Source organism: Paenibacillus sp. DCT19, from assembly GCF_003268635.1.
GTDB lineage: Bacteria > Bacillota > Bacilli > Paenibacillales > Paenibacillaceae > Paenibacillus.
In genome coordinates, this window is record NZ_CP029639.1 from 2,918,425 (window position 1) to 2,941,586 (window position 23,162).

Annotated in this window: 21 protein-coding genes, 3 pseudogenes and 1 riboswitch; all 24 genes and pseudogenes read left to right on the forward strand. The window is 44.4% G+C overall.

Going from position 1 to position 23,162, the window contains the following annotated elements:
* Window positions 1–30: 30 nt before the first annotated feature.
* The 24 genes and pseudogenes from metH (at window position 31) to DMB88_RS13405 (ending at window position 23,150) form a co-directional block, all read left to right on the forward strand.
* A pseudogene (gene metH / locus DMB88_RS13295) lies at window positions 31–3,470 on the forward strand (methionine synthase).
* A 77-nt stretch (window positions 3,471–3,547) separates the two neighbouring features.
* On the forward strand, window positions 3,548–4,486 hold the full coding sequence (gene rnz / locus DMB88_RS13300) for a ribonuclease Z (RefSeq protein WP_128101730.1): 939 nt from the start codon (window positions 3,548–3,550) through the stop codon (window positions 4,484–4,486).
* Window positions 4,487–4,840: 354 nt separating this feature from the next.
* Window positions 4,841–5,650 (forward strand): TIGR01457 family HAD-type hydrolase, encoded by an 810-nt coding sequence (locus tag DMB88_RS13305; RefSeq protein ID WP_128101731.1) that lies wholly within the window; start codon window positions 4,841–4,843, stop codon window positions 5,648–5,650.
* 8 nt (window positions 5,651–5,658) lie between these two features.
* Window positions 5,659–6,479 (forward strand): annotated as a pseudogene (locus DMB88_RS13310) (Fpg/Nei family DNA glycosylase).
* On the forward strand, window positions 6,469–7,317 hold the full coding sequence (locus DMB88_RS13315) for a deoxyribonuclease IV (protein ID WP_128101732.1): 849 nt from the start codon (window positions 6,469–6,471) through the stop codon (window positions 7,315–7,317). The pseudogene DMB88_RS13310 and the gene DMB88_RS13315 overlap by 11 nt, the downstream one beginning before the upstream one ends.
* A gap of 21 nt (window positions 7,318–7,338) precedes the next feature.
* Window positions 7,339–7,680, forward strand: coding sequence for a cyclic-phosphate processing receiver domain-containing protein (locus tag DMB88_RS13320; RefSeq protein ID WP_128101733.1), 342 nt, complete (start codon window positions 7,339–7,341; stop codon window positions 7,678–7,680).
* Entirely contained in the window at window positions 7,677–7,994 is a 318-nt protein-coding gene (locus DMB88_RS13325; protein ID WP_128101734.1) for a thioredoxin family protein, read from the forward strand. Before DMB88_RS13320 ends, DMB88_RS13325 begins: the two co-directional genes overlap by 4 nt.
* A 2-nt stretch (window positions 7,995–7,996) precedes the next feature.
* The gene (locus DMB88_RS13330; protein WP_128104437.1) at window positions 7,997–8,770 is read left to right on the forward strand and encodes an ABC transporter ATP-binding protein; all 774 of its coding nucleotides are present in this window, start codon (window positions 7,997–7,999) and stop codon (window positions 8,768–8,770) included.
* Between the two features lie 6 nt (window positions 8,771–8,776).
* Complete coding sequence (locus DMB88_RS13335; RefSeq protein ID WP_128101735.1) at window positions 8,777–9,826, forward strand: 23S rRNA (cytidine(2498)-2'-O)-methyltransferase RlmM; 1,050 nt, start codon at window positions 8,777–8,779, stop codon at window positions 9,824–9,826.
* A gap of 408 nt (window positions 9,827–10,234) precedes the next feature.
* A complete protein-coding gene (locus tag DMB88_RS13340) occupies window positions 10,235–11,062 on the forward strand; it encodes a serine/threonine protein kinase (protein WP_164848690.1) in 828 nt (275 codons plus the stop codon).
* Window positions 11,063–11,064: 2 nt separating this feature from the next.
* Window positions 11,065–11,712 (forward strand): P-loop NTPase family protein, encoded by a 648-nt coding sequence (locus DMB88_RS13345; RefSeq protein ID WP_128101737.1) that lies wholly within the window; start codon window positions 11,065–11,067, stop codon window positions 11,710–11,712.
* A gap of 64 nt (window positions 11,713–11,776) precedes the next feature.
* Complete coding sequence (locus DMB88_RS13350) at window positions 11,777–12,805, forward strand: SAF domain-containing protein (RefSeq protein ID WP_128101738.1); 1,029 nt, start codon at window positions 11,777–11,779, stop codon at window positions 12,803–12,805.
* 101 nt (window positions 12,806–12,906) lie between these two features.
* Complete coding sequence (locus DMB88_RS13355; RefSeq protein WP_128101739.1) at window positions 12,907–13,620, forward strand: ParA family protein; 714 nt, start codon at window positions 12,907–12,909, stop codon at window positions 13,618–13,620.
* Window positions 13,617–14,147, forward strand: a complete 531-nt coding sequence (locus DMB88_RS13360) for a CpaE/TadZ family protein (RefSeq protein WP_128101740.1) — start codon at window positions 13,617–13,619, stop codon at window positions 14,145–14,147. The genes DMB88_RS13355 and DMB88_RS13360 overlap by 4 nt, the downstream gene beginning before the upstream one ends.
* Window positions 14,132–14,446 carry a hypothetical protein gene (locus DMB88_RS13365; RefSeq protein ID WP_128101741.1) on the forward strand — a complete coding sequence of 105 codons (315 nt, stop codon included), beginning with the start codon at window positions 14,132–14,134 and terminating at the stop codon, window positions 14,444–14,446. Before DMB88_RS13360 ends, DMB88_RS13365 begins: the two co-directional genes overlap by 16 nt.
* A 6-nt stretch (window positions 14,447–14,452) precedes the next feature.
* On the forward strand, window positions 14,453–16,279 hold the full coding sequence (locus DMB88_RS13370) for an ATPase, T2SS/T4P/T4SS family (protein WP_128101742.1): 1,827 nt from the start codon (window positions 14,453–14,455) through the stop codon (window positions 16,277–16,279).
* A 277-nt stretch (window positions 16,280–16,556) separates the two neighbouring features.
* On the forward strand, window positions 16,557–18,335 hold the full coding sequence (locus DMB88_RS13375) for a hypothetical protein (RefSeq protein ID WP_254438556.1): 1,779 nt from the start codon (window positions 16,557–16,559) through the stop codon (window positions 18,333–18,335).
* Between the two features lie 87 nt (window positions 18,336–18,422).
* Window positions 18,423–18,908, forward strand: a complete 486-nt coding sequence (locus DMB88_RS13380) for a hypothetical protein (protein WP_056690030.1) — start codon at window positions 18,423–18,425, stop codon at window positions 18,906–18,908.
* A 16-nt stretch (window positions 18,909–18,924) separates the two neighbouring features.
* Entirely contained in the window at window positions 18,925–19,323 is a 399-nt protein-coding gene (locus DMB88_RS13385; protein ID WP_128101744.1) for a hypothetical protein, read from the forward strand.
* Window positions 19,320–19,871 (forward strand): hypothetical protein, encoded by a 552-nt coding sequence (locus DMB88_RS13390; RefSeq protein ID WP_128101745.1) that lies wholly within the window; start codon window positions 19,320–19,322, stop codon window positions 19,869–19,871. Before DMB88_RS13385 ends, DMB88_RS13390 begins: the two co-directional genes overlap by 4 nt.
* Complete coding sequence (locus tag DMB88_RS32000; protein WP_368028343.1) at window positions 19,858–20,235, forward strand: hypothetical protein; 378 nt, start codon at window positions 19,858–19,860, stop codon at window positions 20,233–20,235. The genes DMB88_RS13390 and DMB88_RS32000 overlap by 14 nt, the downstream gene beginning before the upstream one ends.
* Complete coding sequence (locus tag DMB88_RS32005; protein WP_368028344.1) at window positions 20,214–20,852, forward strand: hypothetical protein; 639 nt, start codon at window positions 20,214–20,216, stop codon at window positions 20,850–20,852. Before DMB88_RS32000 ends, DMB88_RS32005 begins: the two co-directional genes overlap by 22 nt.
* Before the next feature lie 123 nt (window positions 20,853–20,975).
* Window positions 20,976–22,525 (forward strand): annotated as a pseudogene (gene abc-f, locus DMB88_RS13400) (ribosomal protection-like ABC-F family protein).
* 76 nt (window positions 22,526–22,601) lie between these two features.
* A riboswitch (TPP riboswitch) is annotated at window positions 22,602–22,710 on the forward strand.
* A 218-nt stretch (window positions 22,711–22,928) separates the two neighbouring features.
* The gene (locus DMB88_RS13405) at window positions 22,929–23,150 is read left to right on the forward strand and encodes a hypothetical protein (RefSeq protein ID WP_128101746.1); all 222 of its coding nucleotides are present in this window, start codon (window positions 22,929–22,931) and stop codon (window positions 23,148–23,150) included.
* Window positions 23,151–23,162 lie beyond the last annotated feature (12 nt).

The following is a 23,162-nucleotide window of genomic DNA, read 5'->3' on the forward strand; positions in this document are numbered from 1 at the left end:
AAGATTTAACGTTTTGCGGGGGTGAAGATATTGGATAAGCTTAGTCTACACGATGCAATAAAACAACGAATATTAATCCTCGACGGTGCAATGGGGACCATGATTCAACAGGTTGATCTTACCGGCGCAGATTTTGGCGGTGAAGATCTGGACGGGTGTAACGAGATGCTCGTACTTACAAGACCTGACATTATCCAGCGTATTCATGAAGAATATCTGGAGGCAGGAGCCGATTTGATTGAGACCAATACGTTCGGAGCTACCTCTGTCGTACTGGCTGAATACGATATTCAGGATCGTGCTCGCGAGATTAACTTGGAAGCCGCAAGAATTGCCAAAGCTGCGGTTGACAAATTTTCAACGCCTGAGTCTCCACGTTATGTTGTGGGTGCAATGGGACCAACGACCAAAACGCTTTCCGTTACTGGTGGTACTACGTTCCAGGAACTTATTGATAGCTATTTCGAGCAAGCCCTCGCTTTAATTGAGGGAGGCGTTGATGCGCTACTGCTTGAAACTTCTCAGGATACGTTGAATGTAAAAGCAGGCAGTATTGGAATTCAGTTGGCTTTTGATCAGAGTGGTGTGAAACTGCCTCTAATGATCTCCGGAACGATTGAACCTATGGGCACAACTCTTGCTGGTCAGAATATTGAAGCCTTTTATATATCCTTAGAACACCTTAACCCAATTTCGGTTGGACTAAACTGTGCAACTGGACCGGAATTCATGCGTGACCATATTCGCTCACTTTCAGGAATGGCTTCTGTAGCTGTAAGTTGTTACCCTAACGCCGGCCTTCCAGATGAGAATGGTAACTACCATGAATCACCTGAGTCACTTGCGCAAAAAATAGGGGCTTTTGCCGAACAAGGCTGGTTGAATATTGCTGGTGGGTGTTGTGGGACAACCCCTGCTCATATTCGAGCAATGCGAGACACGCTAGACCAATATCCTCCAAGACAAATGAACGGAACTCATCCGCCTGCACTGTCAGGCATCGATCCTGTCTATGTTGAACAAGACAATCGTCCTTACATGGTGGGTGAACGAACAAACGTGCTTGGATCACGGAAATTCAAGCGACTGATCGTTGAAGGGAAATATGAAGAAGCTTCCGAGATTGCCCGGGCTCAAGTGAAAAGCGGCGCTCATATCGTCGATGTCTGCGTTCAAGACCCGGATCGTGAAGAAGCGGAAGATATGGAGAAGTTCCTTGAACTGGTCGTGAAGAAAGTTAAAGTACCATTGATGATCGACACAACGGATGCTCAAGTAATCGATCTTGCGCTTCAGTACTCCCAGGGTAAAGCGATAATTAACTCCATTAACCTTGAGGATGGCGAAGAAAAGTTTGAACTGGTTACACCTCTCATCCACAAGTATGGTGGAGCAGTTGTTGTCGGCACCATTGATGAGCGCGGTCAAGCGATTAGCAGAGAAGATAAACTTGACGTAGCCAAACGTTCCTACGATCTTTTGGTGAACAAATATGGTCTTAATCCAGAAGACTTGATTTTTGATACACTGGTGTTCCCTGTGGGTACGGGGATGAGCAGTACATCGGGTCGGCTAAGGAAACGATTGAAGGGATTCGCGTAATTAAGGAAGCAATGCCTGAGGTTCACACGATTCTGGGTATTAGTAACATTTCCTTTGGATTACCAGAAGCTGGTCGTGAAGTATTGAACTCCGTATTTTTGTATGAATGTACGAAGGCAGGCCTTGATTATGCGATTGTAAATACAGAAAAACTCGAACGGTATGCGTCGATCCCAGAGCATGAGCGCAAACTCTCCGAAGAGCTTCTATATAATACGAATGACGACACTTTGGCAGCCTTCGTTGCAGCGTTCCGTAACAAAAAGGTAGAGAAAAAAGAGAAAATATCCAATCTCTCACTTGAGGAACGATTAGCTTCTTACGTTGTTGAAGGAAGTAAGGAAGGGCTGATTCCAGATTTGGAACAGGCTCTAGGCAAATACTCTGCACTCGAAGTCATCAATGGTCCGCTTATGCGGGGTATGGAGGAAGTAGGGCGACTGTTTAACAACAATGAACTCATTGTAGCCGAAGTACTTCAAAGTGCTGAGGTAATGAAAGCTTCCGTAGCTTATCTGGAGCAGTTCATGGAGAAAAATGAGACATCGGTTAAAGGTAAAATTATTCTGGCAACCGTTAAAGGTGATGTTCACGACATCGGTAAAAATCTGGTGGAGATCATTCTATCCAATAACGGTTACCGGATCATTAATTTGGGTATAAAAGTACCACCTGAACGTATTATCGAAGCGTATCGTGAGGAAAAGGTCGATGCAATTGGATTGTCCGGTCTACTAGTTAAATCAGCACAGCAGATGATCGTCACGGCTCAGGATTTACGTACAGCAGGTATCGATGTACCTATCATGGTAGGTGGAGCTGCCTTAACTCGTAAATTCACGAAGAACCGTATCCGTCCAGAGTATAATGGAATGGTTGTATATGCGAAGGACGCGATGGATGGTCTGGATCTGGCGAACAAGCTGATGAATCCTCAGACGCGTGAAGTAATGCAGTTGGAGATGGATGCTGAAAAAGAAGCAGATGCTGCGAATTCAGATAATACTCAGCAACTACCAGAGCTTACCCGGGTAGAACGTTCTGATATTTCAATTGATCATCCTGTGTTAGTACCTCCAGACCTGGAGAGACATACGCTTCGTAACTATCCGCTATCTCATATTCTGCCTTATGTGAATATGCAGATGCTGTTAGGTCACCATCTAGGCCTTCGTGGTTCGGTAGAGCAACTACTTGCGTCAGGTGACCAGAAAGCAACCGATCTGAAATCTGTCGTCGATGAAATTATGCAGGAAGCAGTTCGGGACGGTATTATTCAGGCGCATGCGATGTATAGATTCTTCCCTGCTCAATCGAGTGGAAACAGTGTCATCATCTATGATCCTGAGGATACAAGCAACATCTTGCACACATTTACGTTCCCACGTCAAAAAGTAGAACCTTACTTGTGTCTCGCAGACTTCTTGAAGCCCGTGGAATCTGGTCAAATGGATTACGTAGGTTTCTTGGTAGTGACTGCCGGACATGGCGTACGTGAATTGTCAACGAAGTGGAAGGAAGAAGGAGAATATCTCCGCTCCCATGCTCTGCAATCCGTAGCGCTTGAAGTTGCTGAAGGTTTAGCTGAACGGGTTCACCATATGATGCGGGATATATGGGGCTTCCCAGATCCAGCAACCATGACTATGAAGCAACGTCACGGTGCTCGCTACCAGGGTATTCGTGTTTCATTCGGATATCCAGCGTGCCCAGATTTGGAAGATCAAGGGCCGCTGTTTAAGCTAATGCAGCCTGAGGATATTGGTGTGGAGCTGACAGAAGGTTTCATGATGGAACCTGAAGCATCTGTATCAGCGATGGTATTCAGTCATCCACAAGCGAAGTATTTTAATGTAGAAAAGGCATAGTATAATAAAATGGTCAGGCAAAGCCCTCCGCATTGTCGGAGGCTTTTTGCTGGCAGCAGAAAGAGGTGCGATCCAGAGTGGAACTATATTTCCTAGGAACTAACGCTGGTGTACCTACGCTGCAGCGGAATGTAACTTCCATAGGACTTCGAATGTTAGACGAGCGAAGAGCGCTGTGGTTGTTTGACTGCGGGGAAGGAACACAACACCAGATCTTAAGCTCTCCGCTTAAATTGAGCAAATTGGAGAAAATTTTCATTACGCATCTGCACGGAGATCATGTATTTGGTCTTCCAGGTTTATTGTCGAGCAGAGCATATCAGGGTGGGACAACGCCACTGACGTTGTACGGACCACCAGGAACTGAGCGTATGGTATCAACCGCTATGGAGTTAAGCCAGTCTCGTATCAACTATGAGCTCACGATCGTGGAGCATACGGGTGGTCAGATTTTTGAAGACGACAGCTTCATTGTTGAATCTGAGCTGCTGGAGCACCGAATTGATAGCTACGGGTATCGAATTACGGAAAAAGATCGTCCTGGCAGCCTAGATTCTGCGAAGCTTGCGGAATACGGATTGAAACCAGGCCCGCTCTTTGGACGGCTTAAACGTGGTGAGAAGATTACGTTGGAAGATGGCACCTTAGTACGTCCGGAGGATGTTCTGGGAGCGCCTAAACGCGGGAAAGTCATTACGATTCTGGGAGATACACGTCCGTGTGCTAATGTGCGAACACTTGCTCAAAACGCGGATGTGCTCGTTCATGAGGCTACATTTATGCATGATCTGGCCGATACTGCCCACGAGTACTATCACAGCACAGCTCAGGAAGCGGCTGAAGCGGCAAAAGCATCCAATGTAGGGCAGTTGATTTTGACTCATTTTAGCTCTCGCTATAAAGATGAAGAACAACTACGACCACTTTTGGAAGAGGCGCAGGCATTATTTCCGAATACGTTACTTGCGATTGAGCATCAACTGATTCCCCTTGCATCGTGGAAGGAAGGACTATAATTCTGTAGCAGATTGATCCACTACTGATCAAGCCTGAATGAGGAATTCATGAACAACCGGGACTGCGGGAAAGTTACTCCCAAGGTCCCTTTTGCAATCTGGCGAGAAAGCGTGTAGGATGTGCAATATAAGCAGGGAAATAAATCAAATTATTTTCCGGGAAAGCGCAGGAATTGACAAGCTTGTACAGAAGGTGCGCGATGTCATATGTCCGTGTTCGATTCAGTTCGACGTGTTGTGACTCAGTGGGAAAACACTCTGTTTAGGTCTGCATACATAGCTTCACGTTGGATTTAAGGTTCAATAGTTAAGGACATGAAATGTTAATGGAATAAAAGAAAGGGCGTGTTATGTGTGGTTAAGGCCTATTTAATTGACCTGGACGGCACACTCTATCATGGGAAGCATCGTATCGAAGGAGCTGACAAGCTCATTCGAACATTAGACGAACAGGGTATTCCTTATTTATATGTGACCAATAACTCTTCACGAACACCCGAGGGAGTAGCGGAGCACTTGAATGGTATGGGTATTCCTGCAAAAGCTTCTCAGGTGTGTACATCTGCGGTGGCTGCAGCTGAGTATGTTGCCCAAGAATCTCCAGGTGCCAAGGTGGCTTGTATTGGGGAAGACGGATTGTTAAGAGCTATTGATGGAGCAGGACTTGAGCTTACTGATGTTGATCCACAATACGTTATTCAGGGAATTGATCGTGAGTTTACCTATGCTAAATTAACGAAAGCCTTACGGTGGATTAACGCTGGGGCTCAATTTATCATGACCAACCCGGATCTTCAGCTCCCTTCTGACGATGGATTAACGCCAGGCGCAGGAACGATTGGCGCTGCCATTGAAGCAGCAACCGGCGTTCAGCCAACGGTGATCGGAAAACCATCCAGCATTATTATGAGATCTGCCATTCACCGCCTGAATCTAAGAGCGGAAGATGTTGCTGTAATTGGAGACAATATGCGAACAGATATTGCAGCAGGAGTGGCAGCGGGGTGTGAAACGTTACTGGTACTCACCGGTGTTACAACACGTGAAAATATGGATGGACATATTCAGGCGGCGAAGGCGCGTCCTGATCATGTGTTTGAAGATTTGCATAAACTGATTGAGTGGCTGTCGCAGACGACAGGCCAAGCATCCAAGAAGGGGTAGATATTATCATGCCAGAACTGCCGGAAATGGAAAATTACAGAGTATTACTATCTGAAAAGATATTGGATCTACCGATAACAGGTGTGATTGTTAATCGGGATAAATCCATTAATAAAGAAATTCAGACTTTCTCACAAGAGCTTGTAGGAAATCGAGTTATTTTTGTCGAGCGTAGAGCGAAGCACCTCATCTTCCATTTAGCTAATGGGAAGCGGCTTGTTCTTCATCTTATGTTAGGTGGAATGATCTACTGGGGCACGGAATCGGAGCGTCCAGATCGTTCTACACAAGTCGAAATTCAATTTGGAGAATATACATTGTTCTTTATTGGCCTTCGTTTAGGTTATCTGCACCTGATGACTTCGAAAGAAACAGAAGAAGCGATGTCGGATCTTGGCCCAGAGCCACTAGATCGCCGTATGAATGCAGAGCGTTTTGCGAATTTGCTGAAAGGAAGAAGGGGGACACTCAAAACTACCCTGGTTAATCAGCATATTATCGCAGGCATCGGTAATTGTTACTCTGATGAAATTGCATTTGCAGCCGGGCTCAGACCAAGTTCCAAAACGCAAAATATTGCTTCTTCGCCTGAACTAACGGAGCGTTTATATCGCGCGATGCAATCCGTTTTAAGGGAAGCTGCTTCAGAGGGTGGTTATATGGAAATGCCCTTAATGAACGGAGATACAAAGACAGGTAGTTATGATGAACAATGCCGAGTATATGATCGTGAAGGGGAAGCTTGTCCGCGCTGTGGGGAACAATTGAGCGAGTAGAAATTACGGGCAAGAAGGCATTTTTCTGTCCGAATTGCCAGCATGAGGCCTAAACAAGGAATCGGTGCACATGTGAGCACGCGGGGAGGGTTTCTTCAAGCAGCCAAGAGGGCGCATGGGATTGGAGCGACAGCTTTTCAATATTTTCCGAAAAACCCTCGAAGTCTTGTTCTGAAGGATTTCGACCAGACTGATGCGAAACAGTGCAGGGAATGGTGTGAGCAGCAGGGGATAGCCTCCATAGCGCATTCACCTTATCCTACGAATCCAGCAATAGGCATGATCCGTGGAGAGGCGGCGTTTCATGCCATAATTTCATCGATCCGTAACGATCTGCAGATTGCCGAGGCCTGTGGGTCGGTTGGAACGGTCGTTCATTTTGGTCACATGAAGAGTACTAACCCTTTAGAGGGTTATCAAAATCTCATTCAATGCCTGGATACAGTTCTGCAAAGCTGGGAGGGGCAGGCTAAAATACTGCTTGAGAATCAAGCAGGTGACCACGGTTCCATGGGAACCACGATGGAGGAATTAGTACAAATTCGCAAGCTTAGCCAATTTCCTGAACATATTGCTTTTTGTTTTGACACTTGCCATGCTTTTGCTTCAGGCATGTGGGAGCGAGGAAATGAAGAGGCGATGTTGGAAAAAGGCAGACAGCTTGGATACTGGGAATGGCTTGCGGCAGTTCATTTTAATGATTCGAAGTATGCATCTGCATCCTGTAAAGATAGGCATGCCAGAATAGGGCAAGGATATATAGGTCTACAAGGGATGCAGGAGCTGCTAGGCTCGTCTGAATTTCAACAGGCTGTTGTTGTTCTGGAGACGGAATCAGGCGAAGATGGAACGCACCGTGATGATCTTTCGCTCATGCGTTCCTGGTTATAATCAGGGGAGAGGAGCGATTGTATGCATGTTTTTTTGGATGATTACAGAGCCTGTCCGAAAGGTTTTGTATTAGCTACGAATGCTGAAGAGTGTCTGATGCTTCTTCGAGAAGGTGATGTGGATATACTATCTCTCGATTATGAGTTGGGTCCTGATTCACCGAACGGCGGAGAGGTAGCGGCTTCTATTGTGAGAGAAGGATTGTATCCTCGTGAGATCTATTTGCACACATCGAGCATGTATGGCAAACGGCAGATGTACGAAATGTTATATAGTAACAAACCGGAATCTGTAACCATTCATAACGGGCCAATGACAGGAGAGGTTATGCTTCGAGTGGCTTCAGAGGGCGATCGCGTATGAAGCCTATTACGTCCAAAATGTTAATGCGCGGTGTATGGGAAGGAATGCCACAGGCTGTATTCATATATACGCCTCTGTGCGGTACATGTGCTGCTGCGCGTCGTATGCTGGAGATCGCCGAGCATCTGTTACCGGCTGATATTCTGTTCGAGATGAACATTCATGATATTCCTGAACTTGTACAACAATTTCAGATTTCGAGTGTGCCTGCCGTAATGATCTTCGATGGACAGCAGGATGTGCCCAAAATGGTCTATCGAATGAATTCAGTAGAGCATTTGCTGAATGAAATTCGGAAGGCGGTGCTAAAATGAGTATAATCAAGATGCAGCATGTCTCACTTAAACGGGAAGATCTTCAGATTCTTGATAACGTAGATCTACATATCCAAGAAGGTGAGCATTGGGTCATTCTAGGTCGAAATGGCTCTGGCAAGACAACGCTGCTTGAAATGATGAATGGATATATGTTCCCGAGTCATGGACGAATAGAAGTGCTCGGTAATCTATACGGACAATGTGATGTTAGAGAAGTGCGTAAGGAAATAGGTTATATCAGTCAAACTTTGATTGAAAAGCTCACGCCGCGAGATCCAGTATGGGAAGTCGTGGCTACAGGTGCGTATGCATTTTTACGTTTTTATCAGACCATTCCAGATGAAGTCAAAGAGAAAGCGCTGAAACTTCTTGATGAGATGGGATTTGCTAAACTAGCCAATCATGCACTGGGAACACTCTCACAGGGAGAACGAAAAAAAGTCATGCTGGCGCGATCCTTAATGGCAGATCCCAAATTACTTATTATGGACGAGCCCTGCGCAGGCTTGGATCTCTACGAAAGAGAGAAAATGCTGGCAGAGATTGATCGTCTACGCAAGCGTAATATAACGGTCGTGTATGTGACCCATCATGTCGAAGAAATCGTACCCTTGTTTACACATGTGGCATTGATTCGTGATGGCCGTATCGCTGCAGCGGGGCCTAAACACGATGTATTAACAGAAGAAACAATTAAGCATACGTACGATATTCCGGTCGAGATCCAGTGGGATGCTGGACGTCCTTGGATACACGTACGTTCTGGAGGGTAACACAATTTGAGTACACAGTCGTCTTGGGGAGAAGGAAACTTTTCCCGATTTATATGCACTGCCAATCATGGATTTGCTCCATATGCTCAGGAGGAGCTGCGCCGTGCTTTTGGTGCAGTTAAGAGCACAGTCGTTGTACCAGGTGAAATTTTGCTGGCGGGTCTGCCTGTCGCTGAAGAAGAAGTTTCGAAGAAACTACTAGAGGAGTCCCCTACGTTTTTGCGGCATATTCAACCTGTTCAATTCCAGGAAAGTACAGAGAATGCAGAGCAGGCAGTAGATAAGTTCGTTGCTTTTGTACTGAATCGATCCGAATTGACGGGTGAGCGTGTTGTATTGCAGGTTCGCAAAACAGAGTCAGCCTTCTGGGAGGAAAATGCTGCTTCGTTGAAGCAACTGTTAAGCGATAAGCTGGAAGAGCTCAACTGCGAATGGGTAATTCGCGATGCGGATTTTGTTATTTCTGTGTTTGTTTCAAATGACACGTTATATGCTGGAATTTCTAAGCCTGAACAGAATCTCTCTGATTGGAGTGGCGGAGCGATCCGCTTCCAGAAAGAAGAAGGGCAGATCTCCCGTGCGAAGTTTAAGCTACTTGAAGCAGAGCAGACGTTTGGAATCGACTTTACATCCTTCCATAAAGCGTTGGATATTGGAGCAGCACCTGGTGGTTGGACGTCTTTCTTGTTGGAGCGTGGGTTAGAAGTAACCGCTGTTGACCCTGCCAAAATGGATGCAACCTTGCTGCAGTCACCTCGATTGACATTTTTGAAGAAGAATGCAGGGGATGTTCGTTTCCGTGATGGAGAATTTGACTTGCTTGTATGTGATATGAGTTGGAGTCCCAAGTTGATGAGCCGGCTCGTATCTGATCTTCTGTATAGTCTACAATCCGGCGGAACTGCTGTTGTTACAGTGAAGTTACTGCATAAGAAGCCACTTGCTCTCATTAAGGAAGTTATAGATACGTTTGAGCGCTCACGTATGCAGATTCAACGCTCCAAACAGTTGTTCCACAATCGGGAAGAGATTACACTTTACATGATTAAGTATTAACTTGAACGTTAGAGCGTTAATTTGAATTTAAGAGGTTGTTCAAAAAGTCCACTTTTGATTACGAGGGATGCCTGCCGGCATCTCTGCGTCGAAGTTGGAATTCAGCCGAAATGTCCGTTGCTCACGTAGTTTGCCTACGCTCCGCTACTCCATTTCTATCTTCATTCCATCTTCTCGGTACTGAAAACCGTCCTTTTTGGACACGCACTTTAAGTTTAAACGATCCAGTACGTGAACGAACTTAAAATTTATTGCTTTACAATCTATTATTGCATGTACTATAATGATACCAATATTAACCATAACGAATTGAAGGGAAAGCATCCCGAAGTGAATGAACCAATAATTTTGGTTCGTAGCTTCGGTGAAGCTTTCCCTTTTTTGTTGTGTAAGAAAGGAGTGTGGCATATGAGACATCCGGCCAGACTGGAGCATGGAAGCCTGCTGGGCGGAAGATACCGAATCGTGTCTGTTTTGGGTATAGGCGGGATGAGTCATGTATATAAGGCTGAAGACTTGAAGTTGCCAGGTAAGTTCTGGGCGATTAAAGAGAGCATAACAAGCGTGTCCTATGAAGGAAGTATGGAGGCTGAAGCGGCGCTGTTAACGTCTCTTCGTCACCCTAGACTTCCGCAAATTGTTGATTTTTTCGTTCCGGATGAAGAGGGATATACGTATCTGGTCATGGAATACATCGAGGGTGAGACGCTTAGTGAGTACTTTAAGAAGTGCAAAGGCAAAATCCCGATGGAACAATTGACTGAATTCATATTACAGCTTCTGGATGTGTTGAGTTATCTACATGGACTGAATCCGGCTGTAATTTATCGGGATCTGAAACCATCGAACATTATGATCATCTCGGATGATGAGGTAAAGCTGATTGACTTTGGCATTGCGCGGAGCTATAAGTCTAACCATGTAGAGGATACCGTCAAGCTAGGAACGGCTGGTTTTGCTGCTCCTGAACAATACGGATCAGGTCAGACGGATGCCCGCTCAGATTTATATGGTTTAGGAGCATTAATGTTATATTTAATGACTTCTGGTGCATATACAGAGTGGATTCAAGGCGTTGAAAGTGCGATTCGGAGCGATGTTCCTCGTACATATATCCCTGTCGTGAGGCGATTGCTTAGGCTGAGCCCGGATGAACGATTTCAGTCTGCGGAGGAAGTGCGTAAAGAGTTACTTCGTAGACCCGGAATAGCAACTACGGGGGAGAAACAACGCTGACGATGAGTGGAGGAACAAGGGTTATTGCTCTGACCGGAGCTTCATCTGGCGTTGGAGTTACCCATACAGCTATCGCCATTAGTCATTACTTGGAACGGCAAAACTTCAAAGTTGCTGTGATTGAAATGTCTCCACGCTCTCAATCTTTTTCCCGAATTCAACAGATTATTCAATCAGGTAAGCCATCATCATCTGGTAGACAGTTTGAAGTTGATGGTGTGCACTATTGGAAACAATCCGGACGAGCTGATATTTTGTCTTTGCTGGGTGGAAGTTATCAATTCATCATTATGGATCTCGGAAGTGGTCAGGATCAGAATCGACTTGAGGAATTTCTTAGAGCTGATCTACCCATTGTGATTGGTTCAGGCGCAGAGTGGAGACAAGCCGAGATTAATGCCTTTGTCCGTTCGAATCACCGTTTTCCTAGAGACAAATGGATATACTGTCTGCCACTCGCTTCAGCGGATGCTGTCCAGCGTATTCGCAAATCACTGGATACGTCCAGTGTATACAGTTTGCCCTTAAACATTGATCCATTTGATCGAGAACCACATATGGATAAAGTATTTGCTCATCTTTTTACTCATATGCTTGGACAGTTGCCGAAGAAGCGCTCGTTATTTGCACGAAGAAGAACTGGAGTTTGAGAGTAGATATTTGAAGGCCATTTGAAGTTAGAATTACGAGGAGATTATGAGAGGAGAGCCCTTTTTGTCTAAATTAAGAAAGCAAAGTCGTCAACTCATCTATGCCAGTCTTACTGGAGCCGGTGTGGTAGGTTTGTTGTTCGGGGGATACGTAATCTACAACATGAAGACGATGAGTGACACGAGGACTCAGATGGAGTCCCATTATTTATCCGCTTATGAACAAAAGGAAGCTGAATTATTACAGCAATGGAATTCTGGGGCACAGGGATGGGTGACGGTCCGTGATGTGGAGGCCGGAGAGAAAATTATGTCTGAGGACATTAAGCTCATTGCCGTTCCTGATGCACAGGCTCCACGTAACTTGTGGTCTAGTACAAAGCAGATGAATGGTCAGGTTGCCAAAATAGAACTGAAAAAAGGAACAGCCATTACAACGGAAATGGTGTATGAGGATACACCGGCACCTCCCGACTTGAGAAACCGTGAACTGCAAGTTGTTCTCTTACCTTCATCACTGGCTAAAGGAGATAATATTGATATCCGGATCCAGTTTCCGACAGGTCAGGATTACATCCTATTATCCAAGAAAAAAGTAGAGCGTCTAAATGCAGCAACGTTATGGATCACGATGACAGAAGAGGAGATATTGACCTTGTCTAGTGCAATCGTGGATGCCTATTTACATAAAGCTTCAATATACGCACTGACGTATGTCGAACCTCAGTTCCAGACAGCAGCAATCCCAACGTATCCCGCCAATAGTGAGGTGTTGAAGTTATTAGAAAGTGATCCGAATATTGTTCGTCGAGCCGAACAGGAGTTATCAAGACAGGTTAGGAATTCGCTAGAGAGCTCTCTAGCAGCTTCGATGACAGCACCTTCGCAAGGTGTTGAACAGGATGTAGCTCAGTCATCAGTCTCTTATAACAGTAGACCGGGAACCAACAGTACGGCTAATGATGTCATCTGGAATGATGGATCAGGTAGTGTAGGGAATGACAATTCGTCGAACTCGTCCACAAACAATAATTATACTTCTGGTGTAACAGAGTACGATGAGCAGAAGAGCCTGCTGACAGGCGGAGAATAAGTAGTGGAATCTGAACTCAAAAGTAGAAATCAAAAGCCATATCAGAAACATGTTTCTCCTAACAACGAATTATAGAGTTATGAAAGGAGCCGTGGTTTCATTTGCAAACATGGATATTCGCAGGACTATGCGAGAAAAACGACTTGTTATTGTATTTATCTAAAATTTTGGCTGCTTCAGGAAAGCGTGTCTTGCTAGTGGACGGGACATTGCAGCAAAAGTATGGCTACTGGACAGGGGAAGTCCAGCATTCATTACGAATTACCGAGTTCGAAGGATTCGATATCGCTAGTCATTTTGTAACATCTAATGCAGTCGAGAGCCATCTTGAAGCAAATGGAGAGAAGGTGGATTCGTATGATTACATTATTTATGATATCGAAACCTCTCATTTTGCATCCAGAGATCTGTGGTTAACTGCTGACATCCGTGTCTGGGTGAGCAACTACGAACGATACAATCTGGAACGGGGCAAGTTGTGGTTAAAGCAGCTTCTTGAGGAGCAGTCTTTGCCAGCAGAGCTTTCATTTCAACGTATTTTAATCAATGCGGTTGACTGTAAGCTTGAAGAACGCTATTTATGGGCGTATCTGGACGGAAGTCCGTTTGTCTGGACAGGGGATGCGTTACTTCTTCCTTGGGATGAATTGACGGCAGCAGTGAAATTAGAGAACGAACATCATCGCCGGGTGTTACTTGCGCCATTATCGAGAAATTACAAGAAATCATTATGCCGACTGGTAGAGCAGCTGACGGGTTGGGAAAGTGTCCTTAGCCGTCGGACGATGAAGGAAGCGGAAAGGATGAGGGCATGAGTATCATTTCGTTTTGGAGCCCTTTTGCGGGCACTGGCACGACTTCAAATGCTTTAATAAGTGCGTATGCTATGGCACTCCACTATAGAACAAGAATATTGTTAGTTAACACAGGCGCGACTGGAAGCAGCGTTGAAGCTGCACTTCCACCAACTGAGATTGAGGATGCTGATTCACTATTTAGGTTTGAGGAAGGGGGTTGGGATGCAATTGAACGTTTGTACATCAGCGGTAGTCTGAATAAGCATAATCTGCGTGATTATACTAAGCCCTTGCTTAAGGAGCGTTTGGATCTCTTAACCGGTAGAATTAATCGGATGGAAAGGTCGCCTAAGGAGTACAGGGAAACGTTAAAGACCCTACTTCAGGTTGCAAATGAATATTATGATCTGGTGCTCATGGACGCGGGTAGCTCAGCTGTGAACGAATCTTTATTGCTGGAGCAAGCCGACTATGTTGTGGTGAATCTATCTCAGAATATGAGAGAGTTAGAGGTGTTTTTGAACATATTTTGCCGAATTACTTGAGTGGTCAGAAGGTTCACCTGGTGTTAAACAAATATGATCCGAACGCTAAAGCCTCGATAAGCAACATCCGCAGACGTTTTCGTTACAAGGGCTCGATCTCTATTCTCCCTTATACAACCGGATTTTTGGATGCCGTCAACCGGCGTGATGCAGCAGCATATTTACTTTTGGAAGGTCTAAGTGACAATAAAAACGTACGAAAAGGAAGCTTTACGGCAAGTATGGCTGAACTTGCTCGCCTAATAATGGACGGCGCAGGGATGCGCACGGCTCTGAAGAGGCTAGAAAGGGGTGCCTGACCCTAAATGTTCTGGAACATAATCGGTATAGGTTTAATTATCGTTGCGGGTCTTGGTTATGTAGGGTTCAGATACCGGGCGTATCATCGAGAACAACGTACAGATGTGACTGAAGCGGGCAGCTTCACGATCGAAAGTTTAACCGAAAAGGTGAAAAACTCACTTCATGAACTAAGCCATGGTCAGCTTGCTGACGCTGGATTGCATGAAGAGGAGTATCGGAGAAGGATCAATCAACGAGCTGAAATGCGGAAGGCACTGAAAGGGTGTGTCTCCGGTAATATCAGTGACAAAACTTATGTTAAAAATCTAATAAGTGATCTGTTAACACGAAGCATAGGGCTGAATAAGTCGAATGTGGATGAGGTCATTCCTTTTGCAGAACCTGAACTTCTAACAAGTCAGGATCAATTCGAAATTGTATTTTATCTCTACCAGCAGCAATTCGGCATCGATGCGTTATCCCGTCTGATTGATACGTATGATCTGGGTAAACTGCGAATGGAAGAAGGCATCCAGGATGGGGGAGGATTTTATATCTCTGAGGAAGATATTCAATATGTGTTTGAATGCGAGTATCGGGAGCTTGGATTCAGAGAGAAAACAGATATCATTGTGCAACGTATCTACCAACACTACAAAGGATTCTCGGTTGTAGATGAAATTCGAGATCAACGTATTGACGGCGTGAGTGGTGGAGTTAGTGGCATGCTTGATGCGCTGCAGGATGTACGACTTCGCCAGCCTAGTTCGTGGAATGATTTGTTGGAAGGCGGGCTTGAAGATCCTCAGACGGAAGCTCCATTGAACGGTATGCAAAGTGTGTGGATTTTCTATAAAGGGAAGTCGATTCATCTAGCCTTTCTGTCCTTTGGCAGCATCCGTGAACTGAAAAGGGTATGTCAAAATATTTATAAATATAATTATCCGGGTCAGCTATCTGAGGCAAATGGTTACAAGGTGAACGAAATGAAGGATGGTTCTCGTGTCGTCGTGGTACGTCCGCCATTTGCAGAGTCATGGGCATTCTTTGTAAGGAAATTTGATATTCCTAATGCCTCGCTGGAACAACTGATCACAGGTACGAATGCAGAGCTTCCTATAACTATACTGCAGTATCTGATGAAAGGAAGCCGAATTACTGCAGTGACCGGAGCACAGGGTTCGGGTAAAACAACCTTGTTGATGGCTATGGTGAAACATATCTATGCATCATATACGTTGCGTGTACAGGAAATGGCGTTTGAATTGCAGCTTAGACGGATCTATAGCCGCCGTAACATTTTGAGTTTCCGTGAAACTGAGCATATTTCAGGTCAACAAGGGCTCGATCTACAGAAAAAAACGGATGGTACAGTCAACATATTAGGTGAGGTTGCCAGTGATGAGGTTGCTGCATGGATGATTCAGATGTCGCAGGTAGCCAGTTTGTTCACGTTGTTTACGCATCATGCTAAGACATTTCGCGATCTGGTGTTTTCACTTCGAAATTCACTGCTCAAAACAGGGATGTTTCAACATGAGCATATTGCTGAGGAACAGGTAGTAAGTGTCATTAATTTTGATGTACATATGAAAAAGGATGCCGAGGGACGACGATATATAGAACGAATTACGGAGTGTTTGCCTCGGGCAGAGCAGAGCGATAGCGTTGAAGAACGCAATGGATTTACGTTTCGAAATGTCGTGGAGTATCAAAATGGCGGCTATGTCGTAACAGCTCCCATTTCGGACGGAAGCATTATGGATATGCGAGATCAGATGACGTTACAGGATGCTGCGGAATTCGACCGATTTATCGCACAATATTGGGGTGACCACTATGACCATTAAATCCATACTAACCATCGTATTAGGGATATGTGTCACAGGTATGATTGTCACTTTTCTTATCCTTAGTTTACTTCGACAGAGAGGAGGTGGATCCAATAAAAATGTAGCCGCAGGGTTGGCACCTGTTAGTAATCGATCATTAAAGCTCGCATCATTCCTATTGCGACTGTATCGATGGGGGATGAAGGTTCCACTTCTATCCTCGTACATCGTCCAAGTAAAAAAGCGGATTTCATTCCGACACGTTGGTGATGAACCTGCTCTCAGAAGAAGGACGATGACGGTTGTTCTGATTATTGCCGGAGGGTACGGAAGTGTCAGTCTAATTTTGTTCCTCATGCAGCCAGGCATTGCTTTTATTATCTTGTCTGTGCTCTGCGGTGTTGTATTAAACAGTCTAATCCTGGATATGTATCTGAATCAAATCGAAAAACGACTATTGGTACAGATGCTTGAATTGTTTGCAGATGTTCGTCATCGGTATCACCAGCATGGAATGATTGAGGAAGCACTCTATGAAGCAGGCGAGTTAGGTAACGGAGAAGCTGCCGAGCAAGTGATGCTTATATACGAAGCGCTGACGTCGCCTGATCCGAGTGAAGCATTAGAACGATACTATGAAGTTGCGCCGAATCGTTTTCTTAAGGGTTTTGCGGGGATATCCTACATGGTCATGGAGTTTGGGGATAAGGATCGAGCACAGGGTTCCATCTATCTGAAGGGATTAAGCAATCTTACCCAGGAAATTCATTTAGAAATACTGCGCCGGGATAAGTTAGATTATCTGTTAAAAGGTCTAAACATCATTGCTCTTGCTCCTGTGTTGTTCACAGCTCCCATTGAACGTTGGGCGAGAGGCAGCTTTCCAACGATGGATGAATTTTATCGCAGCAAGCTTGGGTTTATCACCAAAATATCAATATACATCATCATCATCCTGGCTTACTTGTTATTACAAAGGTTACAGCAGTATGATGAAACGCGCTTTCGAGCTGGTAGAAAGCAAACTTTGTTTGCACGCATGTTGTATAACCAGATATTCATTCGTAAATTGGCGATGTTATTCGCCCCCAAACCAGGAAGCACTCAGTACAGCCAGACGGTAAGACTTATGCGGGAGAGCAGCTCAGAGTTAAAGTATGAATGGTTAGCCATTCGAAGGTTAGTTTTGTTTGTGACCTGTTTCATTCTAAGTATAATGTGCGTGTTATTGTTGCATCAGGTTGAACGAAATCACATTATGTATGACCCGGTGCGAGACGATCGGATGTTTGGAGCGATGGCTGAAGCCGAGCTGGAGCAGGCCAAAGAAAAAGCAGCCCTGGATCGATCTGTCATGCAGAAGATTAAAATGAACCGTTGGGCTAGTTATGATGATATCGCTAGCACCTTACAACAGAGCTCACCTGTTCAACTAGATCATGATACACAGACTGAGGTCATTGCGAGAATTATGAAAAAGATGGATTCGTATAACAAGCAGTTCTTGCACTGGTGGGAAGTTATTATTGCTGTTGTCATCGGGATAGCAGGATTTTATCTACCAATCTGGTTAATGCTGTTTCAGCGTAAAATGCGCAGTATGGATATGCGACATGAGATTTATCAATTCCAGACGGTCATATCCATATTACGTGAGATGGATCGAATGTCTGTCGAGGAGATTCTGGAATGGTTAAATCGATTTGCTGTCATTTTCAAACGTCCGCTCCAAAAGTGTCTACTGCATTTTGAACATGGGCCAGAGGATGCACTGGAGCAATTAAAGACAGATGCCGGATTGCCTGAGTTTCAGCGGCTGGTTGATAAATTACAACTTGCTCTTGGTAGAATTTCGATTCGTGAAGCGTTCGATGATTTGGATAGTATGATGGCTTTCTATTTCGAACAGCGTAAGCAGGAATATACCAAAATGATTGATGCCAAAGCAGCTTGGGGACGAATGATCGGATTTACTCCGATGTATGCTCTAATTTTCCTATATCTTGTCATCCCACTTGTTGGAATGAGTTTCTTACAAATGAACATGTATTATGAACAGATTCAGAAGCTGTGATCAATAAAGTGTTCAAAAAGTAAAACTGAATTAGCATTAAAACGGCTTTCGTTATAATCAAATTCTATATTAATTGGAGGATTTATCATGAATAATGCATCAAGCGCTTTAAAGGTGGCAGCAGGGATCTTTTTGACCATTGCGCTCATTACTATCGTAGTTTTGCTCTTTATCTCAGCACAGGAAGCTACCAAGACTGCACAGAACAATTTCGCCGATATCCAGACAGAATTGTCTCAGGCTGCCTTTACAGTATATGACGGTACTACAATTAGTGGATCACAGGTTACCAATGCATTGCGGAAATACGCAGACAAAGACCAATTCGGCATTCAGGTGATTACAGGTAAAAACAAAGGTGGACAATGGTATGGTAATGAGTTGAATATCTCCCAAGACCTCAATAATGAGAGTTATGGCTCAGTGATCAAAACGAATGAAAAGGTAGGAAATATTAATCAAACGATGAGTGAAAAAGAGAATCAGTATGTGAATCCAAGTGGGAAGTTCAAAGCACTTATCGTGAAGGATAAATCGAATGTGGTCAGAGGACTCATTTTCCAGCAATCCTAACAGGAGTGGGTTATAGATGTTCAGAAACGCTCAACAGCTTATGTTGTTCAGTACGGCAGCTGTCCTTTTTGTGACAGCCTGCCTGTACGGGCAACAACTAATTAGAACGATGACTGATGCTCTTATCAACACGACACAAATTACAGTAGAGATGGAAGGAAGAATGAACACAACGCTCCATACAACGAGTCCAAAGAGATATAGCGGTGTTGAAGTGTTACATACCGTAAGGCAAATGACCGGGACATCCATTATGGTGGAAGTGGACGGACAGGCACATATGATAGACCCCTTAATAAATAGAAAGAAGACCATTCCCGTTCAGCTCAGCAGCACATATAGACCAGAGTTCGTCAGAGATGAACAGGGAGTGCTGTTGAAAATCCAATTCTGGAAGGAGGTCAGCGTTCATTGATTAATGCTGCATCCAAGCTACTCGCAGTTATGTTAGCTGTAATCCTGCTGTACATCTATCCAACGGCTGAGACGGCTGACCGACAGGATGATCTGGCGAGAATGACCGTGAATCAGAGCGTTATACATTTTGTAGATGCGGTTAGAACCAAAGGGTATATCTCACCAGCTATGTACAGCGAATTGGAAGAACAATTGGCGCGAACAGGTAATGCGTATGAGATTCTGATTGAACATTTACACAAAAAATATGTACCACATTATACCGACCCAATGAATCAAAATACGTTCACAGGTACGTATGAAACCGTTGAGGATGGGTATTACAATCGACAGATTAAAGATCGGTTATTCCCTGCTGCAAGTGGGTTAACTGCTGACGACCCCGGACGTAGATATACGCTAGTCATGGGCGATTTTATTACGATAACCGTCCAAAGCACCAATCGGACATCCAGTATGTTGATCCGGGAATGGTTGAATGGAACACCCACTGCACCTGCTGTGCTCACCACCTATGGAGGTATGGTTTTAAATGAAGATTACTGATTTTTCAATTTTATTTGTAATTATCTTCTTGCCACTATTCTGGATTGTATCCCTTCATACGCGGGATGCTGAGGAAGCACAGCTTTTAAGCCAAAAGTATAGGTCTGCATTGCAGACTGCTGTGCTCGATGCAGGAGCAGTAATGCATCAAAATGAAAAGCAAAATAATGAAGCAGGCTATGATTCTACGAAATTTGTGAAGGCGGATAAGGAATTAGCCTTGCTTACATTTACACAAACGATGGCCTTGAATATGGAATTCAGGATGATCCGGCTGCTATTCGATCATTATTTGATTACATACCGGCAATTGTTGTACTGGATTATGATGGATACTACATTTTGGCTAAGGAAGCGGAAATGACAGGAAATACCGAGCTTACATACAAGCAAGTCTGGAGTCCCAAGAAACCATATACATATGCAGATCCAAACGGCAGCAGCATTAACTTTACATTGGATGGATATGTATACGCTTATGATGCTATCCAAGGGAAATGGATTGAAGGTTTTCAGAAGGAACTGGCATCTAACACGCAAATCCCATTGTTACAGGATACCGACACATTTGAGCAAGTGAGACGAAGTTGGATTGTGACCAGTGTTCAGGAAGATCTTGCTGATGTTATTAATCGTCATAACGAATTCGCGCGTAGAAATGGCATATCTTATACGTTTACGTTACCGTTAATCCCGCAGGAGGATTGGTATAATTCGATTAACGATACAGGTATTATGGCATTTATCCAAGGTATACCTGTAGGGGATCAAAAAGTTAATAATTATGCTATTGGTGGAGGCAGACTTGTGAAGAAGACGGCAGTGGTCGGAGGAGTAGATCCATCAACTGGAGTCAAATATTACTATCCTTCTACATGTAACTATGGCTATAGAGCAGAAGAGGTCTTTGGCGACGGAAAACAAGCTGCAGCGCAAGGTTATTTTGAGCGTAATTGTTATGTCAGTGAACAAGCTCCATAAGTGAAAAAGTTTGCAAGAAGACATTACTTTCAGAAAAGACAGGTACGTGCTAGAATAGGTCTTTGGTACAATGTCTAAATTAGTGATTAAGTAATGTCAAATAGATAGGAGCAACCTCATCTTATGAGTTTATTGTCAGTTGAGAACGTGAGTCACAATTTTGGAGATCGCACGTTATTTAAAAATGTATCTTTTCGTTTACTGTCAGGTGAGCGAGTAGGTCTTGTTGGAGCAAATGGTGTAGGCAAATCCACGCTAATGAATATTTTGACTGGGAAATTGCTTAAAGATAGTGGGAAAGTAGAATGGACACCTAAAGTTCGTTATGGATATTTGGATCAGCATACCAAGCTTACGCCAGGTAAAACGATCCGGGATGTGCTGAAGGATGCATTCTTGCCACTGCTTGAGTTGGAAAAAGAAATGATGGCAATTACCGATCAGATGGCCGATGCTGACCCTGAGCAATTGGAACAGTTGCTTGAGGAAATGGGCGACATCCAAGAGCAGTTGGAGCAGGGCGATTTTTATTTGATCGATGTAAAGGTAGAAGAGATGGCAAATGGTCTGGGGCTGTCCGTTATCGGGCTTGATCGTGACGTTGCTTCACTTAGTGGGGGTCAGCGTACCAAGGTACTTCTGGCTAAGCTTCTCTTGGAGAAGCCGACAGCGCTTCTGCTGGATGAACCTACGAACTACCTGGATGTAGAGCATATCGAATGGCTGACCCGGTATTTGAAGGATTACCCGTATGCTTTTATCTTGATCTCCCATGATACAGAGTTCATGAATGAAGTAGTTAACGTGATCTATCACTTGGAATTTGCCAAGTTGACAAGATATGCTGCGAACTACAACAAGTTTCTTGAGATGGCAGATATGCAGAAGGCTCAGCATATTGATGCTTATGAGAAGCAACAGGAGTATATCAAAAAGCAGGAAGACTTCATCCAGCGGAATAAAGCACGTGCATCTACATCAGGTCGTGCGAAGAGCCGTGAGAAGCAATTGGGCAAAATTGAACGGATTGATCGTCCGGATGAGGCAGCCAAACCTACTTTCAAATTCAAAGATGCTCGTGCCAGCAGTAAAACGGTGTTTGAGGGCGTTGATTTTGAAATTGGATATTCTCATGCCTTATTACCTAAAATGACAATGACCATTGAACGTGGCGAAAAGATCGCCATCGTGGGTTGTAACGGTGTGGGTAAATCCACACTACTCAAAACGATTCTGGTAAAATTCCGCCAATCAGTGGCAAAACATTTTTGGGAGATTATCTGGAAACCGCTTATTTTGAGCAGGAGGTACGAGCGGGGAATATCACTCCAATCGAGGATGTATGGAATGAATTTTCGCATCTGACGCAGAATGAGGTTAGGGGACATCTGGCACGTTGTGGATTAAAAAACGAACATATTACTCGTCCGCTTAACATGCTCAGTGGTGGAGAACAAGCGAAAGTGCGCTTGTGCAAATTGTTAATGCGCGAAAGCAACTGGATTTTGTTTGATGAGCCGACCAATCACCTTGATGTAACAGCCAAAGCTGAACTGAAGCGCGCCCTGCAAGAATTCAAGGGCACAGTGCTTCTCGTATCTCACGAACCTGATTTCTACGAGGATTGGGTTACGAAGACCTGGGATGTTGAAGCTTGGTCTGAGCAAAATTAGTCTACGTAGTCAAACGGGAATCTGAAATCCTCGGTGACAAAAAAAGGACTCTATGGTAATATAGGCTACAACTTCATATCAACACTAGGGGGCCGCACGATGCGGCTGAGATGGAAGAATGCGATTCCGGACCCTTTGCACCTGATCTGGATCATACCAGCGTAGGGAAGTGGCGCGTTTTCGTTTATTAGGAACAGCACTCAGCATGAATGAGAGAATGCCTGTAGCTAAGAGAACAGCATGTTGTTTCTATGAGATTTTGCAATGGGGTATTCATTGCATGAATAGAACCTCTGTGTGTTGTTCAACACTTATTAAACGAATCAAAGCATATATTTCGCAGCCACTCCCCTACGGGAGTGGCCTTTTTGTTATGTCATTGTTTAAGAGAGGAGGTTATCTTTTGGTAATTACTGAAGAACATGACTCCAATGTCACAGCTTCTTTTGAGCTGCATGTTATCTCTCAAGGCGTAGGGAATTTGCACAACTTTGTAAGTGTATCGAAGGATATATGGCCATGGGTCGACTATATTCATATTCGAGAAAAACAACAGCCACCTAAACAGCGTAGGAGTGGGCAAACCAACTGCATCAATCAGGCGTTCCGTCTGATCGGATTGTGATTAATGGTGTGC